This window comes from Lacrimispora sp. 38-1 (assembly GCF_049890855.1).
In the GTDB taxonomy this organism is placed as follows: Bacteria; Bacillota; Clostridia; order Lachnospirales; family Lachnospiraceae; genus Lacrimispora.
Genome location: NZ_JBANEW010000050.1, coordinates 1 through 22,594, shown reverse-complemented (window position 1 = coordinate 22,594; position 22,594 = coordinate 1). Strand labels below are relative to the sequence as shown.

At 43.5% G+C, this 22,594-nt stretch carries 21 protein-coding genes; 7 read left to right on the top strand and 14 right to left on the bottom strand.

Going from position 1 to position 22,594, the window contains the following annotated elements; genetic code table 11:
- Positions 1 to 11: 11 nt before the first annotated feature.
- Entirely contained in the window at positions 12 to 2,153 is a 2,142-nt protein-coding gene (locus tag V7D18_RS10950) for a Tex family protein (RefSeq protein ID WP_426154270.1), read from the bottom strand.
- 178 nt (positions 2,154 to 2,331) lie between these two features.
- Here V7D18_RS10950 and V7D18_RS10945 point away from each other — a divergent pair, with 178 nt between their 5' ends.
- Positions 2,332 to 2,727: a sodium:solute symporter gene (locus V7D18_RS10945; protein WP_426154268.1), complete on the top strand. Its 396-nt coding sequence runs from the start codon at positions 2,332 to 2,334 to the stop codon at positions 2,725 to 2,727.
- A 1-nt stretch (position 2,728) separates the two neighbouring features.
- On the opposite strand, the gene V7D18_RS10940 is transcribed toward V7D18_RS10945, so the two are convergent.
- From V7D18_RS10940 to secA, 6 genes are all read right to left on the bottom strand, one after another.
- Positions 2,729 to 3,076, bottom strand: a complete 348-nt coding sequence (locus V7D18_RS10940; protein ID WP_426154266.1) for a DUF2752 domain-containing protein — start codon at positions 3,074 to 3,076, stop codon at positions 2,729 to 2,731.
- A 15-nt stretch (positions 3,077 to 3,091) separates the two neighbouring features.
- Positions 3,092 to 4,300, bottom strand: a complete 1,209-nt coding sequence (locus tag V7D18_RS10935) for an aspartate kinase (protein WP_426154264.1) — start codon at positions 4,298 to 4,300, stop codon at positions 3,092 to 3,094.
- A 19-nt stretch (positions 4,301 to 4,319) separates the two neighbouring features.
- Complete coding sequence (locus tag V7D18_RS10930) at positions 4,320 to 5,534, bottom strand: homoserine dehydrogenase (protein ID WP_426154262.1); 1,215 nt, start codon at positions 5,532 to 5,534, stop codon at positions 4,320 to 4,322.
- Positions 5,535 to 5,538: 4 nt separating this feature from the next.
- Positions 5,539 to 5,982, bottom strand: coding sequence for an ACT domain-containing protein (locus V7D18_RS10925; protein WP_277409158.1), 444 nt, complete (start codon positions 5,980 to 5,982; stop codon positions 5,539 to 5,541).
- A 137-nt stretch (positions 5,983 to 6,119) separates the two neighbouring features.
- Positions 6,120 to 7,257 (bottom strand): peptide chain release factor 2 gene (gene prfB, locus V7D18_RS10920; RefSeq protein WP_426154260.1). Its coding sequence is split into 2 segments (ribosomal slippage): positions 6,120 to 7,181 and positions 7,183 to 7,257, totalling 1,137 coding nucleotides; the frame shifts between segments, so codons are not numbered across the junction.
- Between the two features lie 87 nt (positions 7,258 to 7,344).
- Positions 7,345 to 9,915, bottom strand: coding sequence for a preprotein translocase subunit SecA (gene secA, locus V7D18_RS10915; protein WP_426154258.1), 2,571 nt, complete (start codon positions 9,913 to 9,915; stop codon positions 7,345 to 7,347).
- A 615-nt stretch (positions 9,916 to 10,530) separates the two neighbouring features.
- On the opposite strand from secA, the gene hpf reads away from it, so the two are divergent.
- The 4 genes from hpf to V7D18_RS10895 all read left to right on the top strand — a co-directional run bounded on the left by hpf (position 10,531) and on the right by V7D18_RS10895 (position 13,714).
- Positions 10,531 to 11,061 (top strand): ribosome hibernation-promoting factor, HPF/YfiA family, encoded by a 531-nt coding sequence (hpf, locus tag V7D18_RS10910; RefSeq protein WP_314465653.1) that lies wholly within the window; start codon positions 10,531 to 10,533, stop codon positions 11,059 to 11,061.
- Between the two features lie 187 nt (positions 11,062 to 11,248).
- Entirely contained in the window at positions 11,249 to 11,956 is a 708-nt protein-coding gene (locus V7D18_RS10905) for a LytR/AlgR family response regulator transcription factor (RefSeq protein WP_426154255.1), read from the top strand.
- Complete coding sequence (locus tag V7D18_RS10900; RefSeq protein ID WP_426154253.1) at positions 11,957 to 13,300, top strand: sensor histidine kinase; 1,344 nt, start codon at positions 11,957 to 11,959, stop codon at positions 13,298 to 13,300. It abuts the gene before it with no gap.
- Positions 13,301 to 13,357: 57 nt separating this feature from the next.
- Positions 13,358 to 13,714 (top strand): hypothetical protein, encoded by a 357-nt coding sequence (locus tag V7D18_RS10895; RefSeq protein ID WP_426154251.1) that lies wholly within the window; start codon positions 13,358 to 13,360, stop codon positions 13,712 to 13,714.
- Between the two features lie 53 nt (positions 13,715 to 13,767).
- Here the strand turns inward: V7D18_RS10895 and trxB are convergent, their stop codons facing one another.
- Positions 13,768 to 14,691 (bottom strand): thioredoxin-disulfide reductase, encoded by a 924-nt coding sequence (gene trxB / locus V7D18_RS10890; RefSeq protein ID WP_426154249.1) that lies wholly within the window; start codon positions 14,689 to 14,691, stop codon positions 13,768 to 13,770.
- A gap of 149 nt (positions 14,692 to 14,840) precedes the next feature.
- Between trxB and ymfI the strand changes: the two genes are divergently transcribed.
- The gene (ymfI, locus tag V7D18_RS10885) at positions 14,841 to 15,572 is read left to right on the top strand and encodes an elongation factor P 5-aminopentanone reductase (RefSeq protein WP_426154247.1); all 732 of its coding nucleotides are present in this window, start codon (positions 14,841 to 14,843) and stop codon (positions 15,570 to 15,572) included.
- Here the strand turns inward: ymfI and V7D18_RS10880 are convergent.
- The 6 genes from V7D18_RS10880 to scfA all read right to left on the bottom strand — a co-directional run bounded on the left by V7D18_RS10880 (position 15,531) and on the right by scfA (position 21,612).
- On the bottom strand, positions 15,531 to 16,037 hold the full coding sequence (locus tag V7D18_RS10880) for a MarR family winged helix-turn-helix transcriptional regulator (RefSeq protein ID WP_426154245.1): 507 nt from the start codon (positions 16,035 to 16,037) through the stop codon (positions 15,531 to 15,533). The two genes, ymfI and V7D18_RS10880, sit on opposite strands and share 42 nt — an antisense overlap.
- Positions 16,038 to 16,219: 182 nt before the next feature.
- Positions 16,220 to 16,516 carry a preprotein translocase subunit YajC gene (yajC, locus tag V7D18_RS10875; RefSeq protein ID WP_426154243.1) on the bottom strand — a complete coding sequence of 99 codons (297 nt, stop codon included), beginning with the start codon at positions 16,514 to 16,516 and terminating at the stop codon, positions 16,220 to 16,222.
- Positions 16,517 to 16,570: 54 nt separating this feature from the next.
- On the bottom strand, positions 16,571 to 17,713 hold the full coding sequence (gene tgt / locus V7D18_RS10870; protein WP_426154241.1) for a tRNA guanosine(34) transglycosylase Tgt: 1,143 nt from the start codon (positions 17,711 to 17,713) through the stop codon (positions 16,571 to 16,573).
- Between the two features lie 10 nt (positions 17,714 to 17,723).
- Positions 17,724 to 19,883, bottom strand: a complete 2,160-nt coding sequence (gene secD, locus V7D18_RS10865; protein WP_426154239.1) for a protein translocase subunit SecD — start codon at positions 19,881 to 19,883, stop codon at positions 17,724 to 17,726.
- Positions 19,884 to 19,944: 61 nt separating this feature from the next.
- A complete protein-coding gene (gene scfB, locus V7D18_RS10860) occupies positions 19,945 to 21,339 on the bottom strand; it encodes a thioether cross-link-forming SCIFF peptide maturase (protein ID WP_426154237.1) in 1,395 nt (464 codons plus the stop codon).
- A 126-nt stretch (positions 21,340 to 21,465) separates the two neighbouring features.
- Entirely contained in the window at positions 21,466 to 21,612 is a 147-nt protein-coding gene (gene scfA, locus V7D18_RS10855) for a six-cysteine ranthipeptide SCIFF (RefSeq protein WP_097003442.1), read from the bottom strand.
- A gap of 183 nt (positions 21,613 to 21,795) precedes the next feature.
- Between scfA and V7D18_RS10850 the strand changes: the two genes are divergently transcribed.
- A complete protein-coding gene (locus V7D18_RS10850; protein ID WP_117416165.1) occupies positions 21,796 to 22,155 on the top strand; it encodes a TIGR04086 family membrane protein in 360 nt (119 codons plus the stop codon).
- The last annotated feature ends 439 nt before the right edge of the window (positions 22,156 to 22,594 follow it).

Below are 22,594 nucleotides of genomic sequence, written 5' to 3'. Positions count from 1 at the left end.
GCTGTATCTTTTTAGAATTTCATGGTAAGAGCAATCCTCTTTTTGGGAACATCCACGCTTATTACCTTTACTTCCACGATATCTCCTACACTGACAGCTTCTAACGGGTGCTTGATGAATTTGTCTGATATCTGGGATATGTGAACCAGTCCGTCCTGGTGAACGCCGATATCCACAAAAGCGCCGAAGTCGATTACATTTCTCACCGTTCCCTTTAAGACCATCCCCGGCTGTAAATCCTTCATCTCCATGACGTCGGTGCGTAAGATGGGCTTTGGCATCTCATCGCGGGGATCTCTGGCCGGCTTTTCCAGTTCCTTTACAATATCACGAAGGGTGATTTCACCGATCTCCAGCTCCTCAGCCAGCTCTTTATAGTTATGAATCTTCTTACTGATTCCGTTTAATCCGCCGTTCATCAGCTCTTTGGCCTCATATCCCAGTTTCTTCAGCAGCTTTTTCGCAGCATCGTAGGATTCGGGATGAACGCTGGTAACATCGAGAGGGTTCTTACCTCCCTGAATTCTCATGAAACCGGCACATTGTTCAAACGCCTTTGGCCCCAGCTTTGCAACTTTTAACAACTGGCTCCTGCTTTCAAACGCTCCGTTTTCCTCCCGGTAAACCACAATATTCTTCGCAATGGGTTTTGAGATACCGGATATATATTCCAGAAGAGAGGCAGATGCCGTGTTTAAATCCACGCCTACTTTATTCACGCAGTCTTCCACCACGCCCTGTAATGCTTCACTTAAATGCTTCTGGTTCATATCATGCTGGTACTGGCCGACACCAATGGACTTGGGATCAATCTTTACCAGTTCTGCCAGAGGATCCTGCAGTCTTCTGGCAATGGAAGCTGCACTTCTCTGGCCTACATCAAAATTAGGAAATTCTTCTGTTGCCAACTTGCTGGCGGAATAGACAGAAGCTCCGGCTTCGTTGACAATGATATACTGAACCGGCTCCGGAATCTCCTTTAACAGTTCTACAATGATGGCTTCTGATTCTCTTGAGGCAGTTCCGTTTCCAACAGAAATCAGGGAAATACCATATTTTTTAATCAGCTTCTTTAAAACTGTCTTGGCTTCCTCCACTTTGTTCTGAGGGGCAGTGGGATAAATCACAACCGTATCCAGCACTTTTCCTGTCTCATCGACCACAGCCAGCTTACAGCCGGTACGAAAGGCCGGATCCCAGCCAAGAACCACTCTTCCTACAATTGGCGGCTGCATAAGAAGCTGCTCTAAATTTTTACCGAATACACGAATTGCTCCGTTCTCCGCTGTTTCCGTTAAATCGCTTCTTACCTCCCGCTCAATTGCAGGTGCAATAAGGCGGTCATAGCTGTCCTTTATCACTTCACTTAATACAGGGGAGGTAACAGGGTTGTCCCGAATAATCACCTGTTTTTCCAAGTACCTGATAATCACTTCTTCCGGAGCCAGTACCTTAACAGTCAGAACCTTTTCCTTTTCACCTCTGTTAATGGCAAGAATCCGGTGACCTGCCGTCTTCTTTAAAGGTTCCTCATAATTGTAGTACATCTCATAAACAGATTCCGCTTCCTCATCCTTTGCAGATGAGGAAAGACTTCCCTGGTTCATAGTTGCATTGCGGATGTATGTGCGGTATTCCGCATGATCGGAAATCCGCTCTGCCAGAATGTCCTTTGCTCCTTCAATCGCCTCCTGGGCAGAAGCAACGCCCTTTTCCTCTGAAATATAGTCAGATGCAGCTTCCAGAAGCGGGGTTTTAATCATCTGAAGGATGATCAGATCCGCAAGGGGTTCTAATCCTTTTTCTTTGGCAATGGTGGCCCTTGTCCTTCTTTTTTGCTTATAGGGGCGGTATAAATCCTCCACTGCAACAAGGGTCTGGGCTTCCAGAATCTTTTTTTCCAGTTCCGGTGTCAGCTTGTCCTGCTCTCTGATGGATGAAAGGACCTGTTCTTTGCGCTCCTCTAAGTTTCTTAAATAACGAAGCCTTTCATCAAGGTTACGCAGAACTTCATCATTTAAAGAACCGGTTACTTCTTTCCGGTATCTTGCGATAAAAGGGATGGTATTTCCCTCATCAATGAGTCTGACTGTTTCTTCTACCTGGTTTCTGGAAATGGAAAGTTCTTCCTGCAAAATCTTTATTATATCCATGCTGTACCTCTTAATTTTCATAGTTGGTTCAATTCAACTATTATAATTCATCATTCCCCGTTATGCAATACCCGTCTGGACACGGCGGTCTTTTCGTGCTACAATCATACAATACAGATATATATATCAGGAAAATCCTGGATGCTGTCTGTACTATTCACAAACGAGGTAAACATCAATGGGAGAAAATTATAACAGCAATAACGGAATGCTTCCGCAAACTCCGAATACAGGTTCGTTTTTTGCATTCTGGTCTGTCCTTTTCGGCGGTCTGGGACTGCTTACAGACTGCCTTCCCTTATTCAGCATCTGGAATCTGCCTGCAGGTCTGATTTTTGGTCTGACAGGCATCGCTCTTGCCGTTTTATCAAAGAAAGGAAAGCCCTTCAGCCATCAGGCTCAGCTGGGACTGATTCTTTCCATAATTTCTGCTGTCTGCGGACTTTTACTGGCATTATTTATTATATTTGTCTATGATGTCATGGATACCAATACCCCTTTGGGGCAGTATTTCAGACAGGTATTCGAAGCAACCACCCAGGCACTGATGCCTACGGGCGGCGTCGGCAAATAATTTATTTTAATGGTGGCAGTAAGTCAATTCCTTTTACCACCAGCATATAATTCTTAAAAATCCAGTTTATAATCACGATTCCTGCTCCAATAAGAACAAGTATCCGTTCCCGCTTTCTATGATCGAACGGATGCTTTCTTTTTTTTGACAGGAATCTTATTCCCATATCAATGATAAGAGCAAAAACAGTATAAAGGACCAGCGGATGATATTGAACACTCATCCGCAGGTCCCCCTGTAACAAAGATCGGACTGCCCTCGTTCCACCGCAACCGGGGCAATACAGCCCGGTGAGGGAATGAAAGATACAGACGGATCCTATTTTCCATATTTTTTCTAACCAGATCATTCGCTCCACCTTTGTTTAATCTGCAAGATCAAAGGCATCATGAACCGTTCTCATGGCACGGTTTACGTCCTCTTCGTGGATCAGGACCGTAATCCTTATTTCAGATGTTGCAATCATCTTGATGTTAATATCGGCGTTGTAAAGTGCTTCAAACATCTTTGCTGCGACTCCCGGATTACTGGTCATTCCCGCACCGATGATGGAAAGCTTTGCCACATCTTCCTCACTGGTTACATTCTGGGCTGTTATCCCATCCCTGTGCTCATTTAACAGCTCCATGGTTTCTTTTAAATCCTGCTTCGCCACCGTAAAGGAGATATCTTTTCTTTCTTCTCTGCCAATGGACTGGATAATAATATCAACGTTAATATTGTGTTTTGCCAGAAGATTAAAGATTTTAAATGCTACTCCCGGCTCATTCTTAACCCCGATCACTGAAATACGGGCTACATTTTTATCCGCGGCAACTCCGCTCACCAGCATTCTTTCCAATTTTGTTTCCTCCTTGACGATGGTACCTTCTTCTCTGTTCAGACTTGACCGCACAACCAGCTGTACTCCATAACGCTTTGCCATCTCTACCGAACGGTTATGAAGTACTTTGGCTCCCAGAGAAGCAAACTCAAGCATCTCATCGTAGGAAACCTCCAAAAGCTTTCTGGCATCCGGAACGATCCGGGGATCTGCTGTATAGACTCCGTCCACATCTGTGTAAATCTCACATGCATCCGCATGGAGAGCGGCTGCAAGAGCCACGGCTGTGGTATCCGATCCTCCCCGTCCCAGAGTTGTCAGATCGTCATATTTATTAATGCCCTGAAAACCTGTGATAATAACGATTTTCTTCGCTTCCAGTTCATGCTGGATCCGCTCCGTATCAATTTTCTTTAATTTGGCCGTCCCATAGGCCGAGGAGGTATGCATGGCAACCTGTGCCGCATTTAACGATACAGAGGGTACTCCCAGAACATTCATGGCCATGGACATCAGTGCCACGCTCACCTGCTCTCCGGTTGCCAGAAGCATATCCAGCTCTCTCTTTGGAGGATTTGGATTTATCTCATGGGCTTTGGCGATCAGACCGTCCGTTGTCTTTCCCATAGCGGATAAAACCACAACCACCTGATTGCCTTTTTCATAATCCTCAATGCAGCGTTTTGCCACATTGAATATTCTTTCTTTGTCTGCGACGGAGCTACCGCCAAATTTTTTAACAACTAACATTGATGCCTCCTGGCGAAAATTAAATTTCTGCGCGGATGCGCTGTCTGATTCCTGACAGCTTTTTCGCTCTTAAACCGTACTCCTCTTCGGTCATAACCTCCGTCATGACTGCGAATTCATCCATGTGGTCCAGTTCCGTTACTTCTAACTTTCCAAAAGCAGCCTCTGCTTCAGCGAGGCGCTTTGCCGCAATTCCCTTGATTCTTACAAAATACCGGAAGGAAACGCTGTCTATGGAGGAAATCTTTAAACTGTTTTCATCCCAGCCCATCTTCACATGATGACCAGGATTCTTAAGGGCTTCAATAATATCTGCCACAACAGCGCTGGCTGTAGGAAGCTTTCCGGCTCCGCTTCCGTAAAACATGGAAGTGCCCAGCATATTTCCTTTCACCAGAATGCCGTTGTATACATCGTTTACCGAATACAGCGGATGTTCCTTTCCAATCATGACCGGAGCTACAAAGGCATGAACTGTATTGTCACTGATTCTGCTGGATCCGAATAATTTAACAGAAGTTCCAAGAGCTTCCGCATAACGGAAATCCACATCCGTTATATTAGTTATCCCTTCTGTATAAATATGCTCGTAATTCACTTCGTGTCCCGCAGCCAGTGCTGTTAAAATGGCAATTTTCCTGCAGGTATCATGTCCTTCCACATCTGCCTCCGGATTACGCTCTGCATACCCCAGCTCCTGGGCTTTTTTAAGTGCTTCTTCAAAGGTCTCTCCGGCTTTGTCCATCTTGGTCAGTATGTAGTTGGTTGTACCATTTAAAATGCCTGTAATTTCTTCGATTTTTTCACCGGCAAGTGAAGTATACAAAGGACGTATTATGGGAATACCGCCTCCCACGCTTGCCTCAAAAAGAAAGTTAACCCGGTTTGCTTCTGCTATTTTTAAAAGCTCCGTTCCATAAGCTGCTACCAGCGCCTTGTTGGAGGTAGCTACATGCTTTCCTGCCTGAAGGCTTGCTTTCACAAAGGGATATGCCGGATTTAAGCCTCCCATAGTTTCGATTACCATGGATACCTCCGGATCCTTTTCAATGACGGAAAAATCATGAACAATTTTGTTTTCAATCGGTGTACCGGGGAATTCTCTTAAATCAAGAATATACTTTACATTCACCGTGTCACCGGTCTGTCTGGCAATGATTTCTTTGTTCCTTTCCAGAATTTCAACAACACCTGATCCAATGGTACCATAGCCCATAACTGCAACATTCATCATATTCTCACTCCCTGGCTAAAATTTTAACGTAGTGGACTCCATCCTTTTCTTCCATATCCTCAACCATCTTTGAAACATTCCCTGTCGTTTCAAGAACCTCCACACTTAATGTGAGGGTGGCAACGCCATTGACCGGAATACTCTGATGAATGGTTAATATATTCGCACGGTACACAGCTACCACATGAAGCAAATCAGAAAGAAGACCAGGCTCATCATCCATCTGCATAACCAGTGTAATGGTCTTTCCCTTTGCATTGTCGTAGAACGGAAAGATATCATCTTTGTATTTATAAAAGGAACTGCGGCTGATTCCAACCCGGTCAGTTGCCTCCTGTACAGTGATAACCCGTTCCGATTCCAGTAATTTTTTTGCCTCAACAACTTTCAGCAATACTTCAGGTACAGCTTTCTGCTTTACCACAAAATATTTACTTTTATCTTCCATAAAAAAATATCTTCCCTTCTGTGTCCGCATCGGAAATACATCTGTGCTCATAGGGAAGATATTATCATATTTATACATGGTATGCAACTATTTTTGTATTTATTTTCTTCGGTATTTAAAAAAATGCATGAAAAAACCTAGATTTCTGCTGAATCCTCACCGGCTTTTGCCCCGGTACTTAACCAGCGGAGATATGCATACATAAACTGGTCTAACGCTCCGTCAAGGACACTGTTTACATTGCCTGTCTCTGAATTGGTCCTGTGATCCTTCACCATCGTATAGGGCTGCAGCACATAGGAACGTATCTGGTTTCCCCAGCCGATTTCCGTTACATCTCCACGGATTCCGGAAAGTTTCTCTGCATTCTCCTGCTGCTTTAACATATATAGCTTTGCTTTTAACATCTGCATTGCCTTATCCTTGTTCTGGAACTGGGACCGTTCATTCTGACACTGTACCACAATTCCTGTAGGGAGATGCGTAATACGGATGGCAGAGGAAGTTTTATTAATATGCTGTCCGCCTGCTCCGCTGGAGCGGTAGGTATCAATTCTTAAATCTTCTTCATTGATATCCACGTCAAGGTCTTCTTCAATATCCGGCATGACATCGCAGGATACAAAGGAGGTCTGGCGCTTGCCGGCAGCATTAAACGGGGAAATACGTACCAGACGGTGCACCCCTTTTTCTGATTTTAAATAACCAAAAGCATTGACACCATTGATCTGTATGGTTACGGATTTGATACCTGCTTCATCTCCGTCAAGATAATCAAGCACTTCTGTCTGAAAGCCTTTTTTCTCCGCCCAGCGGCAGAACATGCGGTAAAGCATGCTGCACCAGTCACAGGATTCGGTCCCGCCGGCGCCGGCATTCAGTCTTAAAATAGCATTGTGGCTGTCATACTCACCGGAAAGCAGCGTATTAATGCGCATCTCCTCCAGCTTTTCCTTTAATTCAGCAAGCATCTGGGCTACTTCCGGAATCAGAGAGGCATCGTTTTCTTCATTGCCCATCTGGATCATGACTCCGATGTCTTCATACTGCTGCTCTAACTCTTTGTAGCTTTGTACGGTATCCTTTAGATTCTTAGCCAGCTGGACGATCTTTCCCGACTTTTCGGGATCTTCCCAGAAGCCCGGCTCCTCCATGGACTTGTCTAACTCATCGATTCGCTTTAACTTGTTATCTAAGTCAAAGTGAATCCCTCACTTCCACTAATGGTTTTTCATACGTCGATAATTCGTATTTGTACTGATCTAATTCTACCACTGTGTCACCCACTTTCGTTTTTTAATTTATAAATATAAAATTGGGGTCCGTCCCGGAAAGGGAGCGGACTCCAATCTCATAAAAATACTATACTGGTTTGCGTCCGCAGCACTGTTTATACTTTTTGCCGGAACCGCATGGACATGGATCATTGGGATAGACTTTATTATCAGCCTTTTTCACCGGTGCCTTCACTGAGCTGTCATCCTTATTGGTTCCTGTCACCTTGGCAGCAGGTTCACGCTCCACCTTCTGCTCAACTCTGATGTGGAAGAGGATCCGGACAGTATCTTCCCGGATAGCCGCTGTCATCTCATCAAACATCTGATAGCCGCTCATCTTATATTCCACAAGGGGATCTCTCTGTCCATAGGCCTGAAGACCAATACCCTGGCGCAGCTGATCCATATCGTCAATATGAGACATCCATTTATTATCAATTACTTTTAAAAGAATTACACGCTCAATCTCACGGATCTGTTCTCCCTCAGGGAACTCTGCCTCTTTGGTTTCATAAAGCTTAATGGCTTCTTCCTTCAGCATATGCTTCAGCTCATTCTTTCTCACTTTTCCGTCTTCCGGAAGGGTGATTGGCTGAAGGGGAATCACAGGAAGGAGAAGGGTATTTAATTCATTCAAATCCCATTCTTCCGGAGACTGCTCTTCACTGATGGACAAATCCACAGCATTCTCCACAATATCAGTGACCATCTTTAATACAACGTCACGCATGTTATCCCCGTCAAGAACTTTTCTTCTTTCTGCGTAGATCACTTCACGCTGTTCGTTCATGACCTCATCATATTTTAAAAGGTTCTCACGGATGCCATAGTTGTTGGTCTCGATCTTCATCTGTGCCTTTTCAATGGCATTGGAAAGCATCTTATGCTCAATCTGCTCGCCTTCCGGCACACCAAGAGCATTGAACATGCCTACAAGACGTTCGGAACCGAAAAGACGCATTAAATCATCTTCCAGAGAGATATAGAATCTGGACTCACCCGGATCTCCCTGACGGCCGGAACGGCCACGGAGCTGATTATCAATACGGCGGGACTCATGACGCTCTGTACCAATTATCTTCAAACCGCCTGCAGCTTTGGATTCATCATCAAGCTTAATATCAGTACCACGGCCTGCCATGTTGGTTGCAATGGTAACTGCCTTATGCACACCTGCATCAGCAACGATCTCCGCCTCAAGCTCATGATATTTTGCATTTAAGACTTTGTGGGGAATACCTCTGCGTTTTAACATACCGCTTAACATCTCAGATGTATCAATGGTTATGGTACCAACCAGTACCGGCTGCCCCTTTTCATAGGCAGCTGCCACTTCGTCGCATACTGCTTCAAATTTTTCTTTCTTTGTTTTATAAACCGCATCTTCCTGGTCAATACGGGCAATCGGACGGTTTGTCGGAATAGAGATCGCATCCATTCCATAGGTATTCCTGAATTCCTTCTCCTCTGTAAGAGCAGTACCGGTCATACCTGCTTTTTTGTTGTATTTATTAAAGAAGTTCTGGAATGTGATGGTGGCAAGAGTTTTACTCTCTCTGCGGACATTCACATGCTCTTTTGCTTCTATCGCCTGATGAAGGCCGTCAGAATACCGTCTGCCGGGCATAATACGTCCTGTAAACTCATCTACAATCAGGACTTCATCATCTTTTACCACATAATCTTTATCTCTGAACATTAAATAGTTGGCACGAAGAGCCAGAATAATGTTATGCTGAACCTCTAAATTCTGCGGATCTGACAGGTTCTCAATGTGGAAGAACTGTTCCACTTTTTCCACACCCTGTTCTGTTAAGTTTACAACCTTGTCCTTCTCATCCACAATAAAATCACCGGTCTCAGTGATTTCTTCTCCCATGATGGCACCCATCTTGGAAAACTCTCCGGAAGCTTCGCCCTTCTCCAGCTGGCGTGCGAGAATATCGCAGACTTCGTAGAGCTTTGTGGATTTCCCGCTCTGTCCGGAAATAATAAGAGGAGTTCTCGCCTCATCAATCAAAACAGAGTCGACCTCATCAATGATACAGAAATCTAAATTTCTTAAAACCATCTGTTCTTTATAGATGGCCATGTTGTCTCTTAAATAATCAAAACCAAGCTCGTTGTTGGTTACATAGGTGATGTCACAGTTGTAAGCATCACGTCTTTCATCTGAGTTCATGTTGTTGAGTACAACACCTACTGTCAGACCAAGGAACTCATGGATTCTTCCCATCCACTCCGCATCACGCTTTGCCAGGTAGTCGTTAACTGTTACAATCTGTACTCCGTTCCCTGCCAGCGCGTTTAAATAAGCCGGGCATGTTGACACCAGAGTCTTACCTTCACCAGTCCTCATCTCCGCAATACGTCCCTGGTGAAGAACCAGACCACCGATTAACTGCACACGGAAATGTTCCATATTAAGAACTCGCCTTCCGGCTTCTCTTACAGTTGCGAACGCTTCCGGCAAGATGTCGTCAAGAGTTTCTCCTGCTGCCAGTCTTTCCTTAAAAAGCTTCGTGTTGTTTTTCAATTCCTCATCCGTAAGTGCAACCATGGTCGGGCGCAGAGATTCTATTTTATCCACAATGGGACTAATAATTTTCAATTCTCTTTCACTATGAGTTCCAAATATTTTTTGAACCAAGTTCATGATTTATTCTCCTACTCTATCTTTCAATATACACCGTACAATCCTGTATATTGTAGCACTAACCTGCTTTTAATTCAACGAATTCATAAAAAATTAACATTCTGGTAATAATCAGACCTTTAATTGCCAGGTACTGCCATTTTCATCAGCAACCTCCAGCAAATTCAGTTGAAAATTATGGTTAACCTGACACATTGCACAAAAAATTTGTTCGATTCCCGACTTTTCCACATTATCCACATTGGATTGTGTATTTTTCCCCCATTTTTATCCCCACCACTAACCCTCGCATTTGCGAAAAAAAACAGTTATGCACCGAGTTATCCACATTATCCACATTTTTTCTCCACATATTCCCAGCATTCCCATGCGAATGACAGATCTACTCATTTTTGTATACTTGTCATAAAATTTTCTTTTTCGACGAAAAATTCCATTTTTCCCTTGACATTTTTTTTATCCCATCTATAGTTTTTCAATAAATTGATAAAATAATAAGAAGAGACATTTTACAAAATCTTTCCTTAAATTATCTTAATATTTTACAGAGAGATTGAATTATTCTCATAAATATGCTATACTATAGCTATCTCAAGAAAAAGGAGCTGATGACTTATGCGTTTTACAATTACAGGAAGAAATATTGAGGTGACAGCAGGGTTACGGGAGGCAGTTGAGGATAAGCTTGGAAAACTGGACCGTTTTTTCGCACCTGCTACAGAGGCAACAGTAAGACTCAGCGTGCAGAAGGAAATACAGAAAATTGAAGTAACTATTCCAGTGAAAGGACATATTATTCGAGCTGAAGAATCAAGCACTGACATGTACGTTTCCATCGATCTGGTAGAAGAGATCCTGGAACGGCAGTTGAAAAAATATAAAAACAAGTTAATCGACAAAAAATTAAACGCTCCCTCTTTTTCAACAGCATTTTTGGAAGATGAAACAGCAGTGGATGATCATGTGGAAATTGTCAAAACAAAGAAATTTGCAGTAAAGCCTATGGACCCGGAAGAAGCCTGTGTACAGATGGAGCTTCTTGGGCACAGCTTCTACGTATTCCTCAATGCGGATACAGACGAAGTAAACGTTGTATATAAAAGGAAGGGCGGTTCTTACGGATTAATTGAACCGGAATTACTATAAATGAGTCAGGTAAGGGTGGAAACCAGAATCGGTTTCCACCCTTACTTTTTGCATGCCAGTTTATATTTCAAACCACTGCATAACCCAACACTCTGGCAGCATTTCACAACATTTCACTTGAACTTTTATAACATCAAATGTATCCTTAATGTGACTTATTCTATTATGTGATACTGAGGTACTGATTTTGATTAAAATAGCAGTTTGTGATGATGATGACAATATGATACTGGAATTAAAAAATAAGATATCAGGGTATATGAATGAAACCAGTTATAAAGCTGAGATACATTCTTTTTCCTGTGCAGAAGATCTGCTTAAAAGTGATATAATATTCGACATTGTTTTCCTTGATATACAAATGGGCAGTATGACAGGTATGGAAGCAGCAAAGCGGTTCCGGCAGTCCGGTTCCGAATGCTTTCTTATTTTTGTAACAGTTCTGAAGGAATATGTCTATGATGCCTTTTCCGTAGAAGCATCCGATTATCTGTTAAAACCGTTAAACAGCCAGCGCTTTCTATCCACAATGAACCGTATCATTCACTATGTTGAGGACAAAAAAACATCAGTTTTAACAATTCAGAAAGGGTGCTGGTGTAAATCAATCCGTTTTGCTGATATTTTATACTGCGAAGCAATTAACAGAAAAATTTATGTTCATACAAAACAGGAGATCATTGACTACTATTTCAGGATCAATGAATTGGAAAAACAGCTGGAATCTGATTTCTTCTGCTGCCACCGCAGCTATCTGGTTAACCTTCATGCTGTCTGCGGGTATGAGAACGGCCAGGCGAAGTTAGTTAACGGGGAGAACATTCCCGTTTCCAGGCTTCGAAGGCAGGAATTTATGGAAGCGATGCTGAACTATATGAAGAAAGGGGACAGATAGATGCCTGCAACCGAACTGTTCATGGGGTGGTTTGATTTTATTTACTTCTTCTGTATATTGAATGCCTGCCTGGCTTTGCTTGAAATCTGGTTTTTGGGCAGATTTACGATTCGAATTGTAAAATGGTATCATTATGCAGGTTACATTCTTGTCATTTACCTGGTGGCTGCAATGGAACTATTCACCCGGGCTTCATTTCCAGTGTCCACCCTTCTGGAGCTTGGAGCACTTTTTTTATTCGGATGGCTGGCTCTTAAATGTCCGCCGGCAACGTCTGCAGCTGCTGCCATATTGGCAATCTGCATTATGCAGGTTGTAAACGGCATATTTCAATCACTGCTTAATATCTTTTTAACAATCCTGTTTCCCTATACGCTGGTTCTTACAGGAATAATTGGTGTATTTGTAATGACAGCTGTATTTTTCTCCTATCAGCTTGCTTTGAAATGGCTGAAAGACGGAAAAGTACCCATGCTGCGTTATTTCCTGATTCTGATGCTCCCCATTTTCTTCGTGCTTCTGGTCATGCAGCATGTTTTTGCCACATACGGGAACACAGTCACAGTCAGTTCAGACGGTACCAGAATTTTTCCGGACGTAAATGACTTCATGATGCTCGTCATACAGATAACTGCTTATCTATGTCTGTTTGCAGTGCTTTTTGCTTATAAAGAATTACTGGAAGGTTTTGCGCTGCAGATGCGGAATACTCTTTTGGAACAGCAGGTAAACGTCCAGTATGATTCTGTCCAGGAAATGCAGATGCGTTACGAACTGACACGAACATTCCGGCATGACTTAAATGGACACTTAGCCGTACTGGGGGGCTTCTTAAAAACAGGAGAAACAAAAAGAGCCATGGAATATCTGGGTAAGCTGACTACCCTGACAGATCAGCTTTCATTTCCATGCCAGACAGGAAATGCAGTGTTAGATATTCTGTTAACAAATAAATTAGGGATAGCCCGCCAGAAGGGAATAAATGTGGACTGCACTGTAAAAATTCCCGACAACAGTATCATCGATGATATGGATTTATGCATCGTATTCTCAAATGCTGTGGATAATGCTGTCAAAGCCTGCAGCAGCGAAAGCAAAACGCCTCAATATCTGATACTTAAGACGGTCCGGAAAGGGGATTTTTTTATGATTGAAATTGAAAACAGCCGTTCCGATGATATTATGCCAGTCAAAGGTTCTGGAATCGGACTTCAAAGTATAAAAGCAGTGGCCGGGAAATATCATGGTACAGTCCATATTGAGAAAGATCCCCAAACCTTTCGTTTAAACGTACTCTTTATCATTTCACAACAATCAGACTGCATCTCAATGCAAAGCTCTTGAAACTCCATAACATCCTTAATATATTCATAGTATCTCAGGAAAAAAGGAGGCATTGCTATGAATATCAGCAATATGGGGACTTTTTCACCTCAATACCCAGCCGGTGCAGAGGCAGGCCAAAAACCAGAGCCGGACAGCACCAGTGATATTGAGCAGCAAATAAAAGCGTTGGAGAAGGAAAAGGGGAAACTGGAAGACCAGCGGGATAAAGAAAGAAATCCTTTCGCATTGCAGCAAAGCAGCAAATATAAAGAACTGGAAAAAAGAATTAAGGAATTGGATGAGCAGATTCAGCAGCTGAAGGGTGAGGCATCCTCCGCTCAGAAAAAATCAGATGAAGGGAGCCAGGAGGCAGTATCTGACAGAGCCCCTTTTGACACCTATATTCCTGAAAACCGGGAATTTAACGGTTAGCAAAATCCTCCGATAAAGGTCATACATTATCGGAGGATTTAAATATTGTGAGCCTATTTGCCATATCGTGTCAGATAACGCTCTACGCTTGTAATTGCATTGGCTCCGTCTGAAACTGCAGTGGATACCTGTCTCAGCTGTTTGGTTCTTACATCACCTGCTGCAAAAATACCGGGTACATTAGTCTCGCAGTCTTCTCCTGCCTTAATATATCCATGATCCATCTCAACAAGGTTATCAAAGGCTTCGCTCTGGGGATTGATTCCCACTGCAATAAATACTCCGTCAACGGAAAGCTTGCTTGTTTCTTCTGTCTTGGAGTTTTTTATGGTGAGAGACTCTACCTGATCTCCTCCCTCAATCTCTTCCACTACCGTATCCCAGATAATTTCAACATTCTCCTGGTTAAATAACTGAGTCTGCAGTGTCTTTGCCCCCCTCAGTTCATTTCTTCTGTGAATTAAGTACACCTTTTTGCACATTCTGGAAAGGAATATGGCGTCTTCAATTGCCACATCGCCACCGCCTACAACGGCGGCTACCTTGTTACGGAAAAATGCTCCGTCACAGGTTGCACAATAGGAAACACCCATTCCGGTCAGTTCCTTCTCTCCAACAACGCTGAGCTTTCGATACAGAGCGCCGGTTGCAATAATAACCGATTTTGTCACATAGGACTGCTCCTGGCCGACAACGGTAAATTCTCCGTCTGCTGCCTCAATCCGAAGTACCTCATCTGTGACAAACTCTGCCCCCAGCTTTTCTGCATGATCCCGAAACTTCATACCTAAGTCAAATCCGTTAATTCCGGGAAGTCCCGGATAATTGTCTACCTCGTAGGTATTGAGAATCTGGCCGCCGCTGGCGACTTCTTTTTCAATCACTACCATCTTAAGTTCTGCTCTTTTTCCATATACTGCAGCAGTAAGACCTGCCGGACCTGACCCAATGATCACAACGTCATAAATCTCATTCATTTTATCTACCTGCTTTCTTTGATTTGTAATACAGATTCTTTTGTATTCATTATATCTCACCCAGCTTTTTGTATGCAATGCCCTCGTTGCATTTCAAAGCAGAATTTGTTAAAATAAAGGCATCATATACCGACAGAAAGGGTGGTTTTATGTCTAGAAAAACAGTACTTGTAACCGGCGCTTCCCGGGGAATCGGAAAGGCCATTGCTGTCAAATTTGCGAAAAAAGGATACAATGTGGTCATTAACTGTCTTCATAATGAAGACCGCCTTTTGCAGACCAGGAAGGAACTGGAGTCCTATCAGATCTCCTGCCTCTCCTATATGGGTGACATGGGAGATATGAATCAATGCCAGGAACTGTTTCAAATGATTAAAAAGCAGTTTGGTCCTCTGGATGTTCTTGTTAACAATGCAGGTATCTCCTACATCGGCCTCCTTCAGGATATGCCGGCAGAAGCCTGGGACCGTATCATTCGAACCAATTTAACATCTGTCTTTCACTGTTCAAAGCTGGCTATTCCCGGAATGCTGGAACACAAACAAGGAAAGATCATAAACATCTCCTCTATCTGGGGTGTCTCGGGTGCGTCCTGTGAAGTAGCCTATTCCGCTACCAAAGGCGGTATCAATGCATTCACCAAAGCTCTTGCCAAAGAACTGGCACCAAGTAATATCCAGGTCAATGCTGTGGCATGCGGAGCCATCGATACAGAGATGAATCAGTTCCTAAGCGAAGATGAGTTAATCGCTCTTATCGATGATATTCCCGCCGGAAGGCTGGGCAAAGCGGAAGAAGTGGCAGATCTCGTCTATCACCTGGGCTATAAAAACTCCTATCTAACCGGTCAGATCATCGGACTTGACGGAGGTTTTATTTAATAGGCGTTCCACATTCTGATTCATAATTGACGCGGTGCGGTGAAGAATCTTTAAATCTTCTTCAGGAATCTCCCTGTGAAGTTCTTCCACAAAGTCCTTCCTGCACCGCCTGATCCGCTCCACAATCTCATGGCTTTTGTGCGTAAGCTGGAGACGGACCAGCCTTCGGTCATTCTTATCCCTGTCTGCCGTTATATATCCCTTCTCACACAGAGAATCTACAGATCTTGCGATCAGACCCTTAGAGATGTTTCTGTATTGCGCAATCTCCGAAGCACTTTTTAATCCCTCATTATTTGCCAGAAACATCATAACTACTATTTCATTGGGCGTAAAACCATATTCTGATACGGACTGACTGCAAAGTTTCTGATATACCTTATCGATTTTTACAAAGCATGCCAGACAGCACTCTTCTTCCTGTCTCATTCTTTCTCCCGGCATACTGGTTACAGACTCATTCATAACAACACCCTTACTAAATCATATGAGAAAATTCCCGCGCTGTATACTGCCAAAGCTATTCCAGCGTTTTAATAGTTCACTATTGAACCGTTTACTTTTGAAGTATATCTCACATAGAAACACCTGTCAACCCTGAATATAAAAAAACCCGGAAAAAGAAATCTTTTTCCGGGTAATGGTTTTTATGCTTCTGGCTTTTCAACCTGTACAATGGCTGATTTCTGCATAGGAATTCTGCAGTTTTTGTTGTTGCCGAATTCAACGATAACCGTATCATCAGTCATATCGATAATAACTCCATAAAATCCGCTGCTGGTTAATACACTGTCACCGATTGCAATGCTGGAGAACATCTCCTGCTGTCTTTTTTTCTCTTTCTTCTGTGGTCTGATCGCAATAAAATACATAAAGCCAAAGATTACTGCAATGTAAATTACCCAGAAACCCATGCCCATCGTACCGCCTGTTGCTAATAACATAACCGTTTCCTCCTTATATATCGATCTGCCGTCTGCCTGTCCTAAAAGAGGGCCTTATGCCCCGGATCCACCGGTCATCATGCCGGATAGCTTCCTCTCCTTATATTCTCCATAACGGTGATTCTCGATCGCTTCGCGAATCTCTTCCATCATTGTATTATAAAAATACAGATTATGCAAGACACATAATCTCATGCCCAGCATTTCTTTTGCTTTCAATAAATGCCTGATGTAAGCTCTGCTGTAGGAACGGCAGGCAGGGCACTGGCACCCTTCTTCAATCGGCTTATGATCCAGTTCGAATTTGGAATTAAATAGATTTAATTTTCCAAGGTTTGTATAAACGTGACCGTGACGGCCGTTTCTTGACGGGTAAACGCAGTCAAAGAAATCCACGCCTCTGTCCACAGATTCTAAAATATTAGCCGGAGTCCCTACCCCCATCAGATAAGTGGGCTTGTTTTCCGGAAGATAAGGCACCGTCTCATCAAGAATCCGGTACATCTCCGAGTGGCTCTCTCCCACCGCAAGACCTCCAAGAGCATATCCGTCAAGATCCATGGCAGAAATAGTCTTCGCATGGGCGATCCTGATATCTTCAAAGGTTCCGCCCTGATTAATCCCAAAGAGCAGCTGATCTTTATTAATGGTATCAGGAAGTTCATTCAGCCTTGCCATCTCAATCCTGCACCGCTCCAGCCATCTGGTAGTACGGTCCACACTGTTTTGCATATATTCCCTGGTAGCCGGGTGAGGCGGGCATTCATCGAATGCCATTGCAATGGTAGAGGCTAAATTCGACTGAATCTGCATGCTCTCCTCCGGACCCATAAAGATCCTGTGTCCGTCAATGTGGGACTGGAAGTACACGCCTTCTTCCTTTATCTTTCTCAGACCAGTGAGAGAAAATACCTGAAAGCCGCCGGAATCCGTAAGAATTGGGCGGTCCCAGTTCATAAACTGGTGAAGCCCGCCAAATTCCTTAATTAACCGGTCGCCTGTGCGTACATGAAGGTGATAGGTATTGGACAGTTCCACCTGGGTTTTGATCTCCCGGAGATCATCGGTGGATACAGCCCCTTTAATCGCTCCTACGGTTCCCACATTCATAAACACCGGCGTCTGGATTGTGCCATGCACCGTAGTCACTTCCGCCCGCTTTGCACGTCCGTCTTTTGCAATGATTTTATATTTCATTTACAATTCCTTACTTTGATTTTTTGCTGTTTTTAGCGGTTACTTTTGCGGCTGAATTCTTCTTACCCTTATTTACAGTCATAACATACCACAGAGAACCTGTGATGCAGACAGAAGAGTAAGTACCGCATACAATTCCTACCATGAGCGGAAGTGCAAACTCCCGAATGGAGGATACTCCCATAATAAACAGAACAAATACCATGATAAATGTGGTCAGAGAAGTATTAATACTTCTGGTAAATGTCTGGGTAATACTTAAGTTAACGATATCAGCAAGTTCCATCTTAACCTGAGTTTTCAGGTTTTCACGGATACGGTCAAAAATAACAATGGTAGCATTAATGGAATAACCCACAATCGTAAGCATACATGCGATAAATGTGGAGCCCACTGACCATTTTAAGATTGCATAAAAGGTAAGCACAACCAGCACATCATGAACCAGTGCCAGTACCGCACTGCCTGCAAAGCGGATATCCTTAAACCGGAACCAGATATACAGAAGCATACAGATAGTAGCTATGATAACCGCCACAATTGCATCCCGCTTCATTTCCTGGCTGATCGCTCCTGAAATGCTCTCTGCAGTAATCTTCTCTTCTTCCACGCCAAAGTGATCCACCATGGATTTATTCAGAGCTTCTCTCTCTGCTACAGTCAGTGTCCTTGTCTTAATAATAACCTCATTGGTACCTGCTACCTTCTGAGTCTGAACATCTGAATCTTTGGTTACTTCCTTCACAACAGGCACCACCTCAGAAGATATTTTGTCCAGAGACAAATCTTCATTAAACGTTACATTGGTGGAGGTACCGCCTTTAAATTCCATACTGTAATTTAAAATATTTCCGGTCTGAGATTTATTCACTCCAAGCCATGCAAGTCCAATAACAATAACCAGTAAAGAGGCGGAGAACCAGATCATACGTTTTGAAATAAAATCAATCGGCTTTCTGTCCTTTTTTACTCCATACATCTTTTCCTTATCAAAGCCTAAGTTAAACAGACTGTTTAAAACAAACTTAGTCACAAACAGCGCAGTTATCATGGAAAGAACAATACCAATAGCCAGAGTAGAAGCAAAACCCTTTACTGTACCGGAGCCTCTCCAAAACAGTACACCTGCCGCAATCAGAGTGGTGACGTTCCCATCTACAATGGCAGACAACGCTTTGTTAAAACCAGTCTGAATTGCCGCTTTAACGGTTTTTCCATATCCGATCTCTTCCTTGATACGGGTAAAAATAATAACATTTGCATCCACCGCCATACCAATAGAAAGAATAATACCTGCAACTCCCGGAAGAGTCAGAGTCACCTCAAATGCTTCCAGCAGAATTAAGATAACACCTACATAAATAGACAATGCTACTACTGCAGCGAATCCCGGAAGCAGATAAACCAGAATCATAAACACTGCTACGATGGCGAAACCGATTGCACCCGCCTTTAAGCTGGTAGTAATGGCTTCCTGTCCAAGCTTTGCACCCACTACATTGGAACGTAGCTCTTCAAGCTCCAGAGAAAGGGATCCAATGCGGATGGTAGAAGCCAGAGTTTCTGCTTCTTCATAAGAGCTCATTCCGCTGATCTGGCACTGTCCCTGGGTAATCGGTTCCTGAACGACTGGGTTTGAGTAAATCTTTCCATCATAAATAATGGCAATTCTCTTTCCTACATTGGCAGTCGTTGCATCTCCGAAAATCTTTTTTCCTTCATCTGTAAATGTCAAATCTACCATGTATTCCTTGATGCCGTTATTTTCAGTAATAACAGGTTTCGCAGTAGATACCTGATTACCATTTAAAATAACTTTTCCAGCCTCATCTGTAAATGTCAGAGAGCCAGGTTTTCCAAGCTCTTCCAGAATTGCATTCGCATCAGATACGCCGGGGATATCAACATTAATACGGTTGTCCCCTTCCTGGTACACCTCTGCTTCTGTGCTGTAGTTCTGAACTCTCTGCTGCAGCTTGTAGATTGTATCTTTCATATCCTCGGCACTTGGTTTTTCTTCCTTTGCCTGATAGGTAATGCTGACGCCCCCCGCCAGATCCAATCCAAGCTTAATGTCACCCATGGTGGTATAGCCGAAATAGCCGAACAATCCAACCATCGCCAGTGCAAAAATCAGCCCTAACAGGCCCTTGCCTTTGTTACTTTTCATGACTTTTCTCCTTCACTTTTGGAATAAACAAGCTTAAGTCTGAAAGCAGGTTCTTTCAGTCTTATTCTTCAGCCAGTGCTGCCTTGATCATGATTGCACACTCAATCCGCTTCTTCTGCATCTCGCAGCCGATATCATACGCATCCGTAATGCTTCCATGAAAATTATAGGAGTTGGCTGCACAGCCTCCGCTGCAATAAAACCTTGCAAAACAATCCCGGCATTTGTCTTTCGCATAAACATTGCAAAGCTTAAATTCATCGCGGATCTGTGTGTTTGTCACACCTGTATCTACATTGCCGAGAAGGAACTCTTCTTCTCCGACAAACTGGTGGCATGGATAGAAATCCCCCCAAGGGGTAACTGCCAGATACTCTGTCCCCGAACCGCAGCCCGATAATCTCTTCGCTACACAGGGTCCCTGAGTCAGATCAATATTAAAGTGGAAGAAATTAAACCCTCTTCCTTCCTTCTGTCTTTTAATATACTCAACAGCCAGCTTATCATACTCCTCTAAAATTGCCGGAATATCCTCCTGCCTGATGGAATAATCCTCTTCCTCCTGAGCCACAACCGGTTCAATGGACATACTCTCAAAACCAAGATCAGCAAATTCCAGCACATCTCTGGAAAAATCCATATTGTTTCTGGTAAATGTCCCGCGGATATAATAATCCTTTGTACCTCTCAGTTTTGCAAACTTCTGAAATTTAGGAACAATCAGTTCATAGCTCCCCTTACCATTACGGAACGGCCTCATCTGATCATTAACTTCCTTTCGTCCGTCAAGGCTCAGCACCACATTGCTCATTTCCCGGTTGCAGTATTCCATAATCTCATCATTCAAAAGAACGCCGTTAGTGGTCATGGTAAAGCGGAAGTTCTTATTATATTCTTTCTCTTTTGAGCGTCCGTATTCAACAAGCTGCTTAACAACGTCCCAATTCATCAAAGGTTCGCCGCCAAAAAAGTCCACTTCCAGATTCTTACGGTTCCCGGAATTAGCAATCAGAAAATCCAGCGCCTTCTTCCCAACCTCAAACGACATAAGCGCACGGCGACCGTGATACTCCCCTTCTTCCGCAAAGCAATACTTACAGGCGAGGTTGCAGTCGTGAGCAATATGTAAGCAAAGCGCCTTTACAGCCGTCTTTCTCTTTTTAAAATCAACCACATAATCATGGTAAATATCCCTCGTAAACAGTTCCCCTTCATTAATCAGAAACTGAATTTCTTCCAGGGCTTCCCTGACCTCAGCCTCTTCATAGATCCCGGAAAGTTCCTTTAACACCTTTTCTTCCGCTTCTTTGGGAAGTGCTGCAGCCTCTTCCATATCCGGCACCAGTTCTGCCGCAATTTTCACAGCATCATACATAACCGGATCGACCGAATGAACAGAACCGCTGTTGACATCCATAATAATATGGAAGCCATTATTAATATATTGATGGATCACCTGTATTCTCCTTAATTAAAATTTAACCCGTAATCATTTTAGCAGACAAGCGAAGCAACCCCTACCGTCTAACGACCGTAGGGGCATATGCTTATCTGCCTTATGGCTGTTCTATACAGTTTTATACTAACGATTGCTGTTCTCGCAGCTCTGGTTTCCTACTGTACAGGATGTTTTGCAAGCTGACTGGCAGGAAGTCTGGCATTCACCGCAGCCGCCTTTTTTCATAGATTCTTTTAAAGTACTGGAACTTAATGTTTTCACGTGTTTCATAAACTTACACCTCCTGTATTTGCCTAATTCTTTGAGATTATACCACATGTTTTTAACCAGTGCAAGATGAATTGCCCCCTCAGGCAGGTGCTCAAACATTTTTTTCAACCGCCAATATATTCGAATATCCTCCCTGATGGACGAATATACTGAACCATAAGACAAGACATAAGGAGAAATAACATGGAAAAATCAAAGCTTCAGGTCACACTTAGAAATCTGCTTGTCACCTACATATTGACCGGAGTCCTGCTGGTGATCCTGGCCTTAGCGCTTTATAGATTCCGGCTGAAGGAAGGTCAGATCCGGCTGGGTGTCAATGCAGTTTACATCATCACCTGTCTCTTTGGAGGTATTCTCATGGGAAAGAGCATTAAGCAGAGGAGGTTCTTCTGGGGCCTGTTACTGGGTCTTTTGTATTTCCTTGTGCTGTTTGCAGTTTCCTTTATGCTGAACAGAGGGATAAACGGGTCGATGAATCAGATACTGACTACAATGGCGATCTGCGCGGCCAGTGGGACTGCGGGGGGGATGCTTAGTTAGGGGCGGATGATGTTTGAGATGGGAAGACTGGGGTGGACTGGCGGAAAATGAGGAGTCCGGTCCCCGGATACGCTCATGGTTTCGGGCGGGATAGGTGTAAGGGAGAGAAAGCACGGAAATAAGGACACCGGCACCATTCATCGGGTTTTCCTGATGAAAACCCGATTCAGGGCGCCTAAAAAACGGACTTTGTGAGTCCGTTTTTTGTCCTCATTTCCGTACTTCCTCTCCCTAACACCTATCGACGCCCTGCAAAATTCGCCGTATCCGGGGACCGGACTCCTCATTTTCTGTCAGACAGTGTTTCTCCATCTGAAAAAAAGCGTCGCAGACAATATGATATAACCAGCATCTTCGCTTAATGAGTATTGAAAACGTGGAGGGGGGTGGCTTCCAGTGGGTTTTCCAGCGGCGTCGCGGGAAACAGGACAGAGGAAGA